At 58.3% G+C, this 14,536-nt stretch carries 14 protein-coding genes and 1 tRNA gene; 10 read left to right on the top strand and 5 right to left on the bottom strand.

Features of this window, described 5'->3' with window-relative positions:
* Positions 1–333: 333 nt before the first annotated feature.
* The 3 genes from ACILSO_RS04590 (at position 334) to ACILSO_RS04580 (ending at position 1,771) form a co-directional block, all read left to right on the top strand.
* Positions 334–579: a hypothetical protein gene (locus tag ACILSO_RS04590; protein WP_395736192.1), complete on the top strand. Its 246-nt coding sequence runs from the start codon at positions 334–336 to the stop codon at positions 577–579.
* A gap of 171 nt (positions 580–750) precedes the next feature.
* A complete protein-coding gene (locus ACILSO_RS04585; RefSeq protein ID WP_395736191.1) occupies positions 751–1,608 on the top strand; it encodes a UDP-2,3-diacylglucosamine diphosphatase in 858 nt (285 codons plus the stop codon).
* Positions 1,609–1,615: 7 nt separating this feature from the next.
* Entirely contained in the window at positions 1,616–1,771 is a 156-nt protein-coding gene (locus ACILSO_RS04580) for a hypothetical protein (RefSeq protein WP_395736190.1), read from the top strand.
* A 158-nt stretch (positions 1,772–1,929) separates the two neighbouring features.
* Here the strand turns inward: ACILSO_RS04580 and ACILSO_RS04575 are convergent, their stop codons facing one another.
* Entirely contained in the window at positions 1,930–2,973 is a 1,044-nt protein-coding gene (locus ACILSO_RS04575; RefSeq protein ID WP_395736189.1) for a helix-turn-helix transcriptional regulator, read from the bottom strand.
* Here ACILSO_RS04575 and ACILSO_RS04570 point away from each other — a divergent pair.
* Together ACILSO_RS04570 and ACILSO_RS04565 are read left to right on the top strand one after the other, a co-directional pair.
* Positions 2,939–3,463, top strand: a complete 525-nt coding sequence (locus tag ACILSO_RS04570) for a hypothetical protein (RefSeq protein WP_395736188.1) — start codon at positions 2,939–2,941, stop codon at positions 3,461–3,463. The two genes, ACILSO_RS04575 and ACILSO_RS04570, sit on opposite strands and share 35 nt — an antisense overlap.
* A gap of 196 nt (positions 3,464–3,659) precedes the next feature.
* On the top strand, positions 3,660–3,989 hold the full coding sequence (locus ACILSO_RS04565; RefSeq protein ID WP_395736187.1) for a hypothetical protein: 330 nt from the start codon (positions 3,660–3,662) through the stop codon (positions 3,987–3,989).
* A 170-nt stretch (positions 3,990–4,159) separates the two neighbouring features.
* Here the strand turns inward: ACILSO_RS04565 and ACILSO_RS04560 are convergent, their stop codons facing one another.
* The gene (locus ACILSO_RS04560) at positions 4,160–4,810 is read right to left on the bottom strand and encodes an RNA polymerase sigma factor (protein ID WP_395736186.1); all 651 of its coding nucleotides are present in this window, start codon (positions 4,808–4,810) and stop codon (positions 4,160–4,162) included.
* 546 nt (positions 4,811–5,356) lie between these two features.
* Here ACILSO_RS04560 and ACILSO_RS04555 point away from each other — a divergent pair.
* Positions 5,357–5,429 (top strand) — tRNA-Ala (locus tag ACILSO_RS04555).
* Positions 5,430–5,701: 272 nt separating this feature from the next.
* On the opposite strand, the gene ACILSO_RS04550 is transcribed toward ACILSO_RS04555, so the two are convergent.
* Positions 5,702–5,884 carry a hypothetical protein gene (locus ACILSO_RS04550; protein WP_395736185.1) on the bottom strand — a complete coding sequence of 61 codons (183 nt, stop codon included), beginning with the start codon at positions 5,882–5,884 and terminating at the stop codon, positions 5,702–5,704.
* A gap of 150 nt (positions 5,885–6,034) precedes the next feature.
* Here ACILSO_RS04550 and ACILSO_RS04545 point away from each other — a divergent pair, with 150 nt between their 5' ends.
* Positions 6,035–8,542, top strand: a complete 2,508-nt coding sequence (locus ACILSO_RS04545; protein WP_395736184.1) for a hypothetical protein — start codon at positions 6,035–6,037, stop codon at positions 8,540–8,542.
* Positions 8,543–8,655: 113 nt separating this feature from the next.
* On the opposite strand, the gene ACILSO_RS04540 is transcribed toward ACILSO_RS04545, so the two are convergent.
* The gene (locus ACILSO_RS04540; protein ID WP_395736183.1) at positions 8,656–9,534 is read right to left on the bottom strand and encodes a PRC-barrel domain-containing protein; all 879 of its coding nucleotides are present in this window, start codon (positions 9,532–9,534) and stop codon (positions 8,656–8,658) included.
* A gap of 496 nt (positions 9,535–10,030) precedes the next feature.
* Here ACILSO_RS04540 and ACILSO_RS04535 point away from each other — a divergent pair, with 496 nt between their 5' ends.
* The gene (locus ACILSO_RS04535; RefSeq protein WP_395736182.1) at positions 10,031–11,878 is read left to right on the top strand and encodes a DUF1592 domain-containing protein; all 1,848 of its coding nucleotides are present in this window, start codon (positions 10,031–10,033) and stop codon (positions 11,876–11,878) included.
* A gap of 50 nt (positions 11,879–11,928) precedes the next feature.
* On the opposite strand, the gene ACILSO_RS04530 is transcribed toward ACILSO_RS04535, so the two are convergent.
* A complete protein-coding gene (locus ACILSO_RS04530; RefSeq protein WP_395736181.1) occupies positions 11,929–12,393 on the bottom strand; it encodes a hypothetical protein in 465 nt (154 codons plus the stop codon).
* Positions 12,394–12,529: 136 nt separating this feature from the next.
* Here ACILSO_RS04530 and ACILSO_RS04525 point away from each other — a divergent pair, with 136 nt between their 5' ends.
* The gene (locus tag ACILSO_RS04525; RefSeq protein WP_395736180.1) at positions 12,530–13,942 is read left to right on the top strand and encodes a DUF1552 domain-containing protein; all 1,413 of its coding nucleotides are present in this window, start codon (positions 12,530–12,532) and stop codon (positions 13,940–13,942) included.
* 131 nt (positions 13,943–14,073) lie between these two features.
* Positions 14,074–14,520, top strand: a complete 447-nt coding sequence (locus tag ACILSO_RS04520) for a hypothetical protein (protein WP_395736179.1) — start codon at positions 14,074–14,076, stop codon at positions 14,518–14,520.
* Positions 14,521–14,536: the final 16 nt, after the last annotated feature.

Raw genomic sequence — 14,536 nt, 5'->3', positions numbered from 1 at the left:
AGCGTGTTACGATCTCGTCGCACAGCATGTGGCGGATGAGCATGTGACGATTTTGTTGCTGTCCTGGTGCAAGAGATCCTACCGGAACAGCGGCGTAAGCCGGTCGTGTAATCCCGAGGGCGGTAAAACTCTGCATCACTGTCGTTTAAGACACTACAAGACAGGCAGCCGGCTTGTTGCAGAATCGAAAGGACTGAAGTGAACCGAAGAAGCGCAGGTGACGGGGATGCCGCAAAGGCTAAATCAAAACGCAGACCGAGTGAATTCAGGCGCAACAGTATTGTGACGACTTCCCGTTTGTTTGCCCCTGCTTCATCATCTCAAAATGAGATCATGTTCAGGTCCCGAAAAAAGCACGACGAACTCCGCAGCTATCTGGAATGGCAGAGGCAGACGCGTTTCATCCGGAGGCACGGGGGACCGATTGTAGCGCTGGCGCTGTTTGCGACGTGCCTGTGGTTTGTGTGGCGTGCGTGCCACAGTCGTGAAGCGGCACCAGAGCGCAGCAGCCGCGTCGAAGAAAACCAGGCACATGACATCGACCGCTACCTGCAGGCGACCAAAATGCCAAAGTGGTAGGAGCAGTGCGGCAGAAATGGATTTCTCCACGGATGCCCCCCAGTGACGAAAAGGTTTCACTCGTCGCCTTTCATCCATCAGGCACCAAGGCGATGCCTGTGACAGGGCCGTTACTATTCACAGCCACTTTCGTTTTGATGGCTGTGAGAACCCCTCGTCGCTCCCACTCCTATGAAAACCAAACTACGCATTAAGACCTTGTTCATGTCCGATGTCCACCTCGGCATGGCGGATTCGAAGGCCGTGCAGGCGGCGCATCTGATCCGCCACTGCAAGTGTGAGAAATTGGTGCTGAACGGCGACATCATCGATGTATGGGCGCTGAGAGGCTCCGGACGCTGGACGCAGGAGCATACGCACTTTGTGCGAACCGTGCTGAAGAAGATGGAAAAGGAAGGCACGGAGGTGATCTACCTGAGGGGCAACCATGACGACATTCTTGAAAAGATTCTGCCGTTCAAGCTGGCGGGCCTTTCGCTGGTGGACGAGCACATCCATGAGTCTCCGCATGGGCGCTACCTGGTGGTGCATGGGGACGGCTTTGACCATGTGACGACAAACCACGTGTGGCTGGCAAAGGTGGGAGCGGTGGGCTACGAGGTGCTGCTGCGCCTGAACCGTGCATACAACGCCTATCTGCGCTGGCGAAACAAGGAGGCGTTTTCCCTCAGCCGCTGGGTGAAGATGAAGGTGAAAAACGTGGTGAGCTTTGTAGGCCGCTATGAGGAGCAGCTGCAAAAGCTGGCGAAGTGGAAAAACTGCCACGGCATCATCTGCGGGCACATCCATACGCCGGCGGACAAGATGATTGAGAACGTGCACTACCTCAATTCCGGCGACTGGGTGGAAAGCATGACAGTCATCGTGGAACACCTCGACCGCACCTTTGAAGTCCTCACCTACCACGACTTCTGCCGCCTGACGGGACGCAAGCCGAAGGGCGATGCGCCAAGCATGAACATGAGCGAAGTCAGTGAGGCGCAGCCCTTGGCCCTCCCTGCGCAACGGAAGGAATTGGTGGAGATGTGAGGGGCTGATGTATCAAGACCCTGCACGGTTATGGCTGACTGCTTTCAACTACCCGCCGGGTATCATCGTCCACAGCGTCATCAATGCCTTCATCTCCGGCAGTCTCATCAGCATCATTGAGGCGCCGGAAATGCAGGCGAGATTCGCTGTGCTGGCGGTCTAAAGCAGAGAATGAACCTTTATCCGCTTCCAACGCAGGAGGCCCGGAGGGTTTGGTGGTGTAGAGCGACGTTTTCATGAGCCAAGAAATACTCGCTGACGACGCCAGACAACCTGATCTGGTCCTAGGTTCAGAGGTCAGGGAATGCCGGAGGGCGAATTTTACTCCACCATTCCAGCCACTTCCTGCTGCACTCGTCTTTTCAGTTCCTGCGGGCCCAGAACCCGAGCCTTGCTGCCCCAGCTCAGAATCCAACGTGTGATTTCTTCAAGGCCGGAGAGAGTGGCTTGGAATTCGATGAGACTGCCGTCCGCCTTGAGCTTCTCAATGGTCTGGGAGGGGTGCCACTGACGCTCTGCGACGACACGGGCGGCGTAGCCTTCAAAGCGAATACACACATCGTGGCTGCGAGCCGCACCCTCTGCATAACTCCAGACGCCAAAGCCGCCACCGAGATGGTCGTGGGCGTTGAAGGCGGGATTGCGTGTGAATTTGGACTTGAGCATCTCCAGCCGGGAGATGCGCTGCAAGGCGAAAGTGCGCATGGCCTGGCGCGCGGGATCGTGGGCGATCAAATACCAGCCGTGCTCGATCTGGCCGACGTGGTAGGGCTGCACCGTGCGGGTTTCGGGCTGTGAGCCGGTAAGCTTGTGATAATCAAAGGAGACTTCGCGAGTGGCGCGGATGGAATCCAGCAAATCTCCAAACAGCGTGACGTCAGCAGCGAGCACGCCGGCGGCTTTGACGGAGAAGGCGTCATCGAGTTCATGCCACTGGATGGACACCTCGCCGGGGCAGGCCTCGGCGATCTTGCTGAAGCTGTCGGAGAGCATGCGCTCCAACCGCGTGCCACGCAGAGGCTCCAGTGCGCGCCGTGCGAGGAAGAGCGCCACGAGATCGGTGCGCGACAGATGCAGAATGGGAAATTCGGTGACCGGCCGGGTGTTGTAGTAGCCGTGTTTTACGGGGTGGTATTCCAGCGGCAGATCCAGCTGATCGCGCATGAAGGTGATGTCCCGCTGAATGGTCTTCGGTGTGACTTCAATCTCCCGCGCGAGCGTGGTGCAGTTCGGATGGCGCCCGGTGCGGATGATCTTGTGGATCTCCATGACACGCCAGATGGCGGGGCGGCTGACGCCGGAGCGCGACGCCGCAGGGGAGGATGAAGCTTTGGCTGCGGAGGAATGGCGGGCGGCGGCGGGCATTGGCGCGCAGAATATTGAAAAAAGACGCACTGTCACCCCGCGAATGTCCCACCCCCGGTGGCAGGATCACGCCGCAGAAAGAAAACGAATCGAACGCGGAACCTTGAACCATGATCCAAAACCTATGAATGGAGCAAACACGATGAGCAGAGAGCAGTGGCGGGATTTCAGACTTTCCACACGAAATGCCGGCTACTGGCATGGAGTGCGCGAAGGCGGCCCCTCGGCCAACCGCAGAAGGCCTTTGCATCAGCGGCTGCTGTGGCGGCTCAGCAGGCAGATCCCGTTGGATGAGCTTTCGCTCAGCTCCCCCTTGGTCGCACTGAGCGCCCTTTGCCTGACCGGCATGGCGTTCGCACTTTTGCTTGGATTTTACCTGATGGCGCTGGTTTTTGGCGGCACCATGCTGGGCAGTCTTGCCTGTCATTTCCGCAGACATGCGGAGCCGCGGGTAAGGACCACCTTCGAGCGCCAACGACCGCGAGAATAACCGGGCCCTGCCCCTCCTTGGCAGGCGCATTTTTTCTGTCGCTGTGCCTCATGCGTGAGTTCCTGGTTACAAGATGCTCCCAGCCAAAAAAAGGGCGGGCGCGAATACAGGGATGGGCGCGCTGCTTCCACTCCGGGAGAGTTCCTTCCTGGAGAACGCAGCTGCCAAATCCATCCCCAAAAAACCTACTCCCCTCATGAAAACTGCACCCGATATTCACATTCCCGACAGCATTTCCAGATCCGTCGCCCAGGTGGAAAACTGTGTCCGCAAAAACCCGGGCGGCGCCATGCTGGTGGCCGCAGGCATCGGCGTGGTGGCCATGCTGCTGACGCGCGCCTTGCAGCCACCGCCGCCGCCGCGCAGCCGTGCCCAGCGCCTGCTGGAAGACATTCAGGAACGATTGAATCATCTTGTCGAGCAAGGCAGCGAGGCACTATCCCATGGTATGGAATCAGTCGAGGACCTGCATCTGGAACGCAAGCTGGACAAGATCGCACGGAGTTTGAAAAACCTCTTCCATTAATTCTGTCCGTTGAAGCGCTCAAGGCGGCGCAGTTTCATCTCCACATGTGGGAGGCAGAAATCTGTGTCCGCCTGAACTTTTCGCCGAATGCAAAAGCTCTGTGTCGGAGTGCGTCATGGAAAACCTTTTTCCGTGAGGACGCAGCAGCCGACGCATGCTTTTCTGAAGCTTCAAGCAGCCTGGAGGGTGTGGATGGCATTGCGGGTGCGGAAGACCTGGCGCAGCTTTTTCAATCCAAGCTCCATCCGTGTTTTGACGGTACCCAGCGGGGTATGCGTGGCCTCCGCGACTTCGCGCTGGCTCATGCCTTGCAGGAAGGCCAGTTCGATCACTTCCTTCTGCGCCTGTGGCAGCAGGGTCAGGTGCTGGGTGAGCACGCGTCCCATGTCCGCCTGTTCACACTCAGAAGCCGTGCCCTGGGTAAACGTTTCAGACTGCTGGATGGCGCCCTCCATCCGGTCCTTCGCACGGCTGTAGGCCATGGAGCGGCGCACGTGATCGATTGCCCGGCGCTTGGCCAGAGTCATGAGCCACGCCATGGGGCGGCCCTTGGCAGGCGAGTAATGGGACGACTGCCTCCACAGTTCGAGGAAGCACTCCTGCAGCACGTCTTCAGCACTCGCGTCATCGCTGACGGTGCGCATAATGGCGGACTTCAGCAGGCGGCGGTAACGCAGGATCATTGTTTCCAATGCAACGGCATCGCCCTGCTGAATGGCGGCCATGAGTTCTTCGTCCTGAGGCTGCTGTGCCTCGGATGTTTGAGCAGCAGTGGTGGCGGAGGAGGAGAGTTCGGAGGAGGATGTGGTGTATGTGTTCATGATGGGCAAGAGATAGAAAAGCAAGCCCACTCGCTCAACCTGACTGCACCCTGCCCACCGGCTCAGGGGATGCCTGAGGCGAAACTTCTCTCATCAGGGTTGCCCATTGTGCCCCCAGGTCACCTGAACGCCTGCCGCAGGATGAGCGTTCGCAGCGAACACGAAGGCCCCTTTGTTCGGTAAACGTAGAGACACATTCCGGAACGTTAGAGCGGTCCAATTTGCCACTGCATCGACAAAAACTTTTGGCACGTGTCGAATCATTCAAGAAACTTGAGAACTACTTTTGAATCGAGCCCCCTCTCCGAAAATCGCAGGAATGGCGGAAAGCCCCGAACAGGGAAAGACGGAACCTCGGCCTGCTAACGGGAAGGAACGGGTGTCAGCGTAAAAGAAGGAGTGCCACGGGGTGACAAATCAGCTTGCCGGAATGCAGCACCACCGCATAATGGGGGTCGTTCGAAGATTCGTTACGGGCGCGTGAATATGCAGTCTATCCTCGGGTGGCTGCAGGAGATCGGCCCGGCGTTTCCTCGGCAATACGTTGGGGCTATAGCTCAGTTGGTAGAGCGTCTCGTTCGCAATGAGAAGGTCAGGGGTTCGAATCCCCTTAGCTCCACGGTTTCAATTTCCCAAGCTGCTTCATTTGGGGAGGTGGGCGGCTCCTGGCTTACAAAGGCAGAGCGCCAATCAAATGCTGAAGGCCAGGCGCACCTTCTTATTCGGTGCTAAAAGCTTTAAAAATCGCCGGCACCGGCTTCGTTACTACGGGCCTGGACGAATAGAAAGCACATGCTTCCAGCGCACGGGCAGCCGGAAAACAAACACGCATGATCTCCTCGGTGGGTGCCTGCCGAGTGGCCAGGGAGCAGGGCAGCGATCTGCCCGTGCTTACTTCTTCTTGGCTTTGGAAGCGGGCTTGGCGCTGGACTGTTCGCGGGCCTGATCCGCCTCCACCTGTTTGGCAACAGCGCGCTCGACGTAGTTGGCAAAGCTGCGGTCATCGAGCTCGGCGTACTTTTTGGCAAGCTTGGCGATGCGGGGATCGATGGTAATGCTGGTATTGATTTTCATGGTGTAATAGACTGTGGTATTTTGAGACAGTTTGCAACGCGTATTTGACCTCCGGGGGATGGGGAGGAAGGCGGAGGATGCGATCAGGGACAAGTCCTATTCGAGGGTTAGGACTCGACAAAGTGCGACGGAAGCAGGTATTTTGACTGAATGAAACATGCATATCTCGCGCAGATGGTGATGGGAATCCTCCTCATGACGGGCGGAGTCCGGCTTGGGCTGGCTCAAGTGCCCGAGAAGCAGAAGGAGGAGGCGATGGTGACGCGGGAGTATGCAACGCCGCTGAACTTCCTGACGTCTGCGAACGCGGGCCTGGACAAGAACTACCCCTACAAGCGTAAGACGGTGAGGGAGGCTCTGGAAAGCTGGGGCCTGCCATTTCCGGCGGGGGCGGAGGCCTCTTTCGACTTGGGAAGGAACCGGCTGGTGGTACGCAACACGGCGGAAAATTTGGAGGTCGTGGATTTCGTGGTGCAGGAGCGCAAGGCGGAGGCCCCCGTGAGCGTGGTATGCCATCTCACTGTAATTGAGGGGCCGGGAAAGTTGATGCGCGAGATGAATGCGGCGGCAGCGCGGAAGATGAACGCGGTGAAGGAACTGGAGGTGTTGCTCGCAAAGGGGAGCGAGGAGGGGAGCCGGGTGAGGGTGGTGGGAGATGCCTGGCTGGAGGCGCGGCCGGGGGCGCGGGCGCGAACAGAAACGGTGCATGAGCTGCGACGGGCGGACGTCGTGAGCCTGGACGAACAGGGCCGAGCTGTGCCAGAAATGGGGACGGAAATGCAGCCGGTGGGGCTGAGGCTTGAACTGGAAGCGCACGCGGGAGCCATGAGCGAGGAGATAAGGCTGACCACAGCGCTTGATCTTTTCCCCGCCACGCCGGAAACGCGCGGTATGAGCGTGTCCCACGCGAAAAGCGGCAGCGCGGTGGAGATTCCTGTGACGGACGTGCGCCATGTTCACTTCGAGTCCAAACTGTTTCTGTTTAATGGAGACACGAAGATCCTCGGAATGGCGCAGCCGGGAGGCAAGGCGGGCGGCGAAGATTTGGTGTGGATGGCGTTCATCACCACACGCGGCCGTGCGGTTGAATCTCTACCCGATTCTCGTGCAGCCGCAGAGAAACAGCCACCCATCGGCAAGAAGGCTACAGAGGTGAAACAGAAGACGGACACCGAGGAGGGAGAGGCAAGAGATGAGCTGGACTACTTCCCGGCACGGCTCATGACGAGTTTTTTCACGCTGCATACGGTGCAGGCACCGGGGCCGCTGCTGCGCGTGCTGGCACAGAAAGCTGCCGGGGAGGGAGATCACGCGGAGATGTGGAGGGAGATTGAAAAAGCGGTGGCACGCGGGGAGGCGTTTTTCGTGGACAGTCATGCGCTGGAGTCGAAATCCGGGGTGAAGGCGGAGGTGCAGGCGGCGCGGGAGTGGAAACATGTCGCGAGCTTTTTGCCGGATGCCAAAGGGCGGGCGGAGATCGAGTTTGAAACGCGGCCGGTGGGATCGCTGCTGTCTCTTGAACCGGAAATCAGCGATGACCTGCACAGCTTGAGGGTCGAGGTGGACTACGAACTGCACACAGCGCCGCCAGCGATGCGCCGGGAGATGTTTCACGATGCAACGGCGAAGCAGCTATTTGAAATGAGCCTGCCGGAATTCCACACGGCCCATGTGGTGACGGGGATGACGATGGCCAGCGGTGGCACACGGCTGCTGGCGTTGGGGAAGCCACCAGGGCGCGGGGATGCGGATGTGCTGTGGGCTTCCTTTCTGCACGGAATGGTGGTGCGGCAGCAAGTGTGGGAGAATCGACCGCCCGAGAAGGTGAAAAAGACAAGCCCGATGCCGGAGGAGAATGAATGGATCTCGAGAGTGTACCTGGTGCCGCCGGATTTTCTGAGCAGCGGGAAAACGGCCAGGCAGATGCTGGAGGAGGCGGGCATCCCGTTTCCTGAAGGAGCCAAAGCCGAATATAATGCGAAGACGAACAGGCTGATCGTGCGCAACCAACGCAACCACATGGAGCTGGCGGAGGCCTTCCTGGGGCCGTGCGGCCTCAGGAGTTTGCCACGCTCACTGGTTTTCACCACACATGTCATCGAGGGGCCGGGGAACTTGATCCGTAGTGCGATGAGGGAGGCGGCGGGGCGTTGCGATCACCGGCTGCAGATGGACAGGTTGATGGCATTCGGCGAGGTGAAGCAGGTCGGAACATCTCGGATCGAGACCACTCCCGGAATCAAGGCCATGACCGTGGATGCGCTGGAGCACAAGGCGCTGGCTGAACTGAGCATGGATGAGCAGGGCCGGATGGCGGTGGTGCAGGAGATGCGGCAGGCGGGCTTTATGATGACATTGGAAGGAAATCTCACGGAAGACCGGAGTCTCGTGGATGTGGTGGCCACGGCCGAATTTCATACATCGCTGCCGCAGGAGCTGCGTGAAACCCTTGTCGATCCAAAGGGGCACCGGCTGGAGTTTCCGTTCACACATTACCATGCGGCGAAGGTGACTACGACTCTGCTGATGCCGGACGGAGCAGCGCAACTGCTGGGGGTGTGGAAACCAACGGGGAAGCCAGAGTTTGAGAGGAGCGACATCCTTCAGGCGGTGTTCATTAGCTGCGACGTGCTGCCTGAGGTTGTGCCCCAAAAGTGAACAAAACACTCGGAATGCGAGGCAACGAAGCTACAAAAAACCACGCCCTGGGGCAGGGCGTGGCTGAGGGAGGAAAAAGGCTTTAAAACGAGCCAGAGCGAACCATTCGCGTTTTAGCGAGCGGAAGCGACTTTGACAGTCTTCGCGGGAACTTTCAGGATGGGGGAGCGCTCCTCGACGAAGTTTGTGGGTCCACCGTCCCTGTTGCTCCAACGCAGATGCGGCTGGCGAAGGAGTTCAGGAAAAGTCTCATTGAGAACAAGGCCGGTGTAGGTGCTGTTGTAGCTCAGCGCTTTGAGAGGCAGAATGTGGTAGTTGCTGTCGTCCATGCTGTTTGATTCATCAACGACCTGGACAATACGACCTGCGCGCAAGTTCAACAACAGAAGGCCAACCTCTCCAAGGTATTTGCCCTGGGGATTTTTGATCTGCATCATTTCAATGGCCTCGGTGGTCTGCACGTAGCCCAGGCGTGGTCCGGAGGACTTTCCACCATGAGCGAACCACGGAACCACACCAAAATAACGGCTGGCCGCCACGATGCGATCCTGCTGGCCATAAGTGGCCGAATCTCTGCGGCTGATCGTCGGTGCGGCATTGAATCGTGCTGGGGTCACATTGAGTCGCGCCACCTCATGAAAATCATCATAGGTGATGGCCTGAGGAGGGACCGGGGTGAGGCGTTCGTTAAATCCAAACAGACCCGCCTTCGAGCCTACGAGGACTTCGACCATGCGGGAGTTGGCGAGGTCCACGGTGATGGCCTTGATCCTTCCGAGCTTTTCATCCTGGGCATTGCGTACTTCGACGCCGATCATTTCTGCAAACCGAACAGTAGGACCGTCCACTTCGCCGGTGGCGCGGAGGATGGGGGATTTCTTCCCCTGAAGGGAGGAGACGCGGGTGGGCCGCGATGGAGTGGCGCCTTGCGCTTGGAAAGCGCATGACACAGTCAGGATGAAGCTGACAAGACAGGTGTAGCTAAGTTTCATAATGAGTGGTTTTTTAGCTGCACCACTGGCTAGCACTGACATTGATCTGCCGGTGACTCTCCCTATGCAGCTTTAACTTCAAATCGAAGTGGCACAGCATTTTGGATGTGAGCTTGTAGCACCGACTTTTTCGAACTGGCACAAGACTGGAGTAAGAATACAACTCCGATATTTGGAGGCATCCAAGAGAACCATCTGGAGCGATTTCTTTACCCGGCAGAAAGGCAGACAATCATGAGTCGTGGAAACTCGTGCAATGAACGGACGGGTTTGAAGGAAAGCGCTCTGGTCGGTATCAAGTGAGGGAAGAAGGATGGTGGCTCGGCACCACTCACATTGGGAGATAAACTAGGCTTCGAACGGGCGTAACTTCACCCCCCTTTTGATGATCACTTTGACGCCCCTCCGATCGTTTGTTTTGTGCTGTGCCCTGGTGTGGACTTGTTCTGGTGCTGCGCAGGAGCAGAAGTCCCCTGCATCGGCTGAGGATATGGCGATGGAAGCGAAGAAAGCCGAGGTAAAAAAAACCTTTCGAGAAAAAGTGGAGCCGTTTGTGAAGAACTACTGCTTCGAGTGCCACGGTGATCGGAAAATGAAGGGCGGGGTGACCTATCATCCCGCGCTGAAAAATCCGAGCGATGCGGCCTACAGCCGGCGTTGGCTGATGGGTCTGGCAACGGTAAACGCACACGACATGCCGCCCGAGGAGGCCGACAAGCAGCCGACAGATCACGAGCGGCAGATGTTCGTGGACTGGGTGGAACAGCTAAAATACCTGAGCCCGAAAGATCCGGGAGCATTCGTGATCCGGCGTCTCACAAAAGCGGAATATGGAAACACTTTGCACGATCTGCTGAGCGTGGATGCGAGCGTGGTAAGCGAACTACCAGACGAGGTAGCTGGCGAGGGCTACATGAACACACTTTCGTCATTGCAAATGGAGCAGTATCTGGGCATAGCAAACGACGCCCTAAAGCGTGTGCTTTCTGCAAAAGATGCGTCTCCGACGGCGGTGGAGAAGCGCTTATTGGGTCCTGCGCCCGCAGCAGGAGGGGATGAGCGGGCAGCGGCGCAGCAGGTGGCACGCGGTCTGGCGCGAAGAGCGTTCCGGCGACCACCATCGGTGGAGGAGCTGGATGTGCTGATGAGTGTGTTTGACCTGGGGCTGCGGAACAAGCTGGGGTACAACGGGGCACTTCGGCTGATGCTAAAGGCGGTGCTGGTTTCTCCACAGTTTCTGTACATTACTCCTGCGAATGAGGTGGCGGCGGGGAGCCAGATTGTGCCGCTGGATGATTACCAGCTGGCCTCGCGTCTGTCTTATCTGCTTTGGTCCACCATGCCGGATGACGAACTGGGGGCGCTGGCGGATGAAGGCAAGCTGCACGAACCCGCGGTGCTGCGGGCGCAGGTGGCGCGGATGCTGAAGGACGCGCGGTCGCGGGCGCTGTTTGACGGCTTTGGCGCGCAGTGGCTGGGGCTGGGGGATCTGGCCGACAAGACCTTTGATACCACGAAATTTCCGCAGATGACACCCGCCCTGCGCACGGCGATGTACGACGAGGGACGGTTGTTTTTCGAAAGCATCGTGCAAGAAAACCGCAGCGTGGTGAGCTTTGTGCAGAGTGACTACACCTTCCTAAATGAGACACTGGCGGCGATCTATGGCATGGAACACACAGTGAAGGGCGCGCAAATGCGGAAGGTGAAACTGACGGATGCCAATCGAGGTGGGATTTTGGGCATGCCGGGGATTTTGGCGACGACTTCGTTTCCGAATCGAACCAGCCCGGTGAAGCGCGGGGTGTGGGTGCTGGAGCAGGTACTGGGGCAGCATGTGCCCCCTGCCCCGCCGAATGTGCCGACGCTGGAAAAGCAGGACAAAAAGAAGATCGCGAACCTGACGCTGCGGCAGCGCACGGAGCTTCATCGGACAAATGTGGTGTGCGCCAACTGCCACAAGATCCTGGACCCGATCGGCTTCGGGCTGGAGAACTTCGATGCGATCGGCCGCTGGAGAAACGCGGATGAAACCGGCGGCGCGATCGATGCGGCGGGCGAACTGCCGGGCGGAAAGCGCTTCTCCGCACCGAAAGAGCTGAAGGGCATCATCGCCGCACGCTCTGATGAGCTCGCGCGGAATCTGACGGAGAAGCTGCTTGCGTATGCGCTGTGCCGGCAGCTTGAGGGCTATGATGAGATCGTGGTGGATGGTCTGATGAACGACATCCAAAAGAATGGTTACCGGATGCAGAGTGTGATCACAGCGGTGGTCACGAGCTATCCGTTTATGAACCGGCGGGTGGTGGAGACGGTCGGAGGCGGAGCCAGTGGCAAGAAGTGACTCACCGTCATCCGGGCGTCAGGCTGCCGCGCCCGGAAATTAAATGGCAGCTAATCATAGAAAACGGGCCCGTCCCGCTGCTCGAAGTTTATCTTGTTGAAGAAAGGATTGAAGTTTACGCCGATGAAGAAACCTCGGGAGGGGGTTGGGTAGTAATTTTGGGAGGCCATACTGCCGTCTTTGCAGCGCACTTTGACGGCTATTTGAGTGCAGGGGCCGGTAGCAGGCAGCGTCCTGGCAAGCCCCATGGAAGCGTCAGATGTGACCACGCCTTTGAAGTGCGGACGACCATTGATCAAGACTTCCACTTTGGACTGTTCAAAGCCATGCTCGAGGGCGATCGAAAAGGATGCAGGCGGAGTTCGGTGTGAGCATGAAGTGATGAGCACGCAGGTGGTGATGGCTGAGAAGGTAGCCAGGGCGGTACGGATCCAGTTTTTGGAAGGCCTGCATGTTGCGTGAGTGGCATTTTTCACCCGGCCAATCTCACTTGTGCCGCGCGGCGTAGCAAGCATGGGCGAGTGCTTTCTCCTCATGCCAGAGGGGTGGGTGCCAGCGTGCGATGGGCTGAGCGGGTGGCACGATCTCTGCACAAAATGCCAGACCTGGCGCGTAGTTTACAGAAGTCATCTGCCGCCTGCTTTTTTATCCATGAATCTCTTTTCTCTGAACCACAAACATCTCATCGACCGGCGCACCTGCCTTCGTGGCATCGGCGCATCTCTGGCGCTGCCGCTGCTGGAGACGATGGGGTGGGCTGAGGCGGTGAAGGGAAAAGCAGCTGTAAAGCCGCCGGTGAGGCTGGGTTTTATGTACATGCCGCATGGGGTGATCATGGACCAGTTCTGGCCGGCTTCTCCTGAGAGCTTTCTGAAGTCGCCGCCCCCAGCACTGGAATCTCTGAGGCCGGTGCTGGACCAGTGTTTGCTGATGAAGGGGATCTCGGGAATACCGATAGCGCCATTCAATGGGGCGCCTCATGCGCTGGAGCTTTCGACGTGGCTGACGGCGCAGTTGCCGAATGCGCGCCAGAGGAACCGGATCAACATCGCAATCTCGGCGGATCAGATCGCGGCGAATTATGTGGGGGCGCTGACAGCGCTGCCTTCGCTGGAACTGGCGACGATGCCGCAGACGCACAAGGAGAATCAGGAAGGTCTGAACGAGGGCTACTACTCGCACTGCAGTTTTAGATCAGCGACACAGGCGGTGCCCGCTGAGATCAATCCGCGCAGTGTGCTGAACCGCTTGTTTAATCAGAATGCAATGGGCAGCGGGAAGGCGGGGGACTCGAAAACAAATGCGCTGGACCAGAGCATGCTGGATCTGGTGATCGGCGGTGCCAAGGATCTGCGGCGCAAGCTGCCGCAGGATGATCAGCACAAGCTGGATGAGTATCTGGACAGCGTGCGCGCGGTGGAGCGGCGGATCGCGGCGATTGAGTTCCGGCAAAAAGAGGCGGCACTGGAGAAGGCGGGCGTAAGCAGCAGCAAGCGAAAGGCGAGTGATTCACCGCCGATCGAGATCAAAATTCCGGAAGGAGACAAGCGCAGTGAATACATGCAGGTGATGTGCGACCTGAATGTGCTGGCTTTTCAAACCGACACGACGCGTGTGAGCACGTATATTGGTTCGACCCCAAACGGAGTGTCTTATCCAGAGCTGGGCTTCAAGGACGAGCACCATTCGCAGACGCACCACAACAACCAGGCGGACAAAGTGGGAAAAGTGGCGGCGATCACGGCATTCAACATTTCGCAGTTTGCCTACATGGTGAAGAAGATGGCCAGCCTGCGCGAGGGCGACGGGACACTGCTGGACAACTGCATCATGATGTGGGGTTCGGGACTGGAGGACGGGAACAAGCACACGCGAGAAAACCTGCCCTTCATCATCGCGGGAAAGGGCGGCGGCTCGATCCGTACGGGGCGCTTCCTGGCGGAAACGAAGGGGAACCAGGGCGATCTGCTGACAACTCTGCTGGCCTGCGCGGGAGTGCCGTTGGACAGGCCAATCGGGATCGCCACCAAGCAGATCGAGGAGATGAAGGCAAGAGGGGCTTAGGAATGGGAGCGCTGTCACGCTGCAACCTGTCTGCGCTTAAAGCTTTCAGGTGGTTCCAGCGGGCACCAGCCCTATCGAGCGGATAAGGGTTCGTGATTGAAGGGAGTGGATGCCAGGGTAAGGTGCACGACATGAGACCGATGCTTTTTTCTGCCAGGACCGGACTGCGTGTGGTCGTGGGGCTGCTGGGTTTGCTGCTTTGCAGCTGCATGCAGGGCCAGGCGGAGACGGGATCCTCGTTTCGCAAGGGAGTGCAGCGGGATGCGTGGAAAACGCAGGCGGCCTATTCGCAGGCGGTGCTTGCCCACAGGGACACGCTGCAGAAGGAAATCCCGAGCGCCTACTGGGCTCCGCGAATTGAGCAGCTTCGCCCGCTGAAGGTGTATACACACCGGAGAAACCTTGTCGTGGTGCAAAGCGTGCGGGACGGGATGGAGCACGGCCGGTATGTCTATCTGCCCATCTCACCCTACAAGCCACGAACCTCGTGGTTTCCGAAGACAGGAGTGGATGGCTATGTCTTTCGAGAGACAGTTGTGTGGGATGAGTATGATTACACGCGCCCGCTCGGTTACTAAACGGTGCGGAGAAGGC

It is taken from the genome of Prosthecobacter sp. (assembly GCF_044226605.1).
In the GTDB taxonomy this organism is placed as follows: Bacteria; Verrucomicrobiota; Verrucomicrobiia; order Verrucomicrobiales; family Verrucomicrobiaceae; genus Prosthecobacter.
Note: the sequence above shows the minus strand (reverse complement) of the source record. Positions and strands in the feature narration are given on the sequence as shown.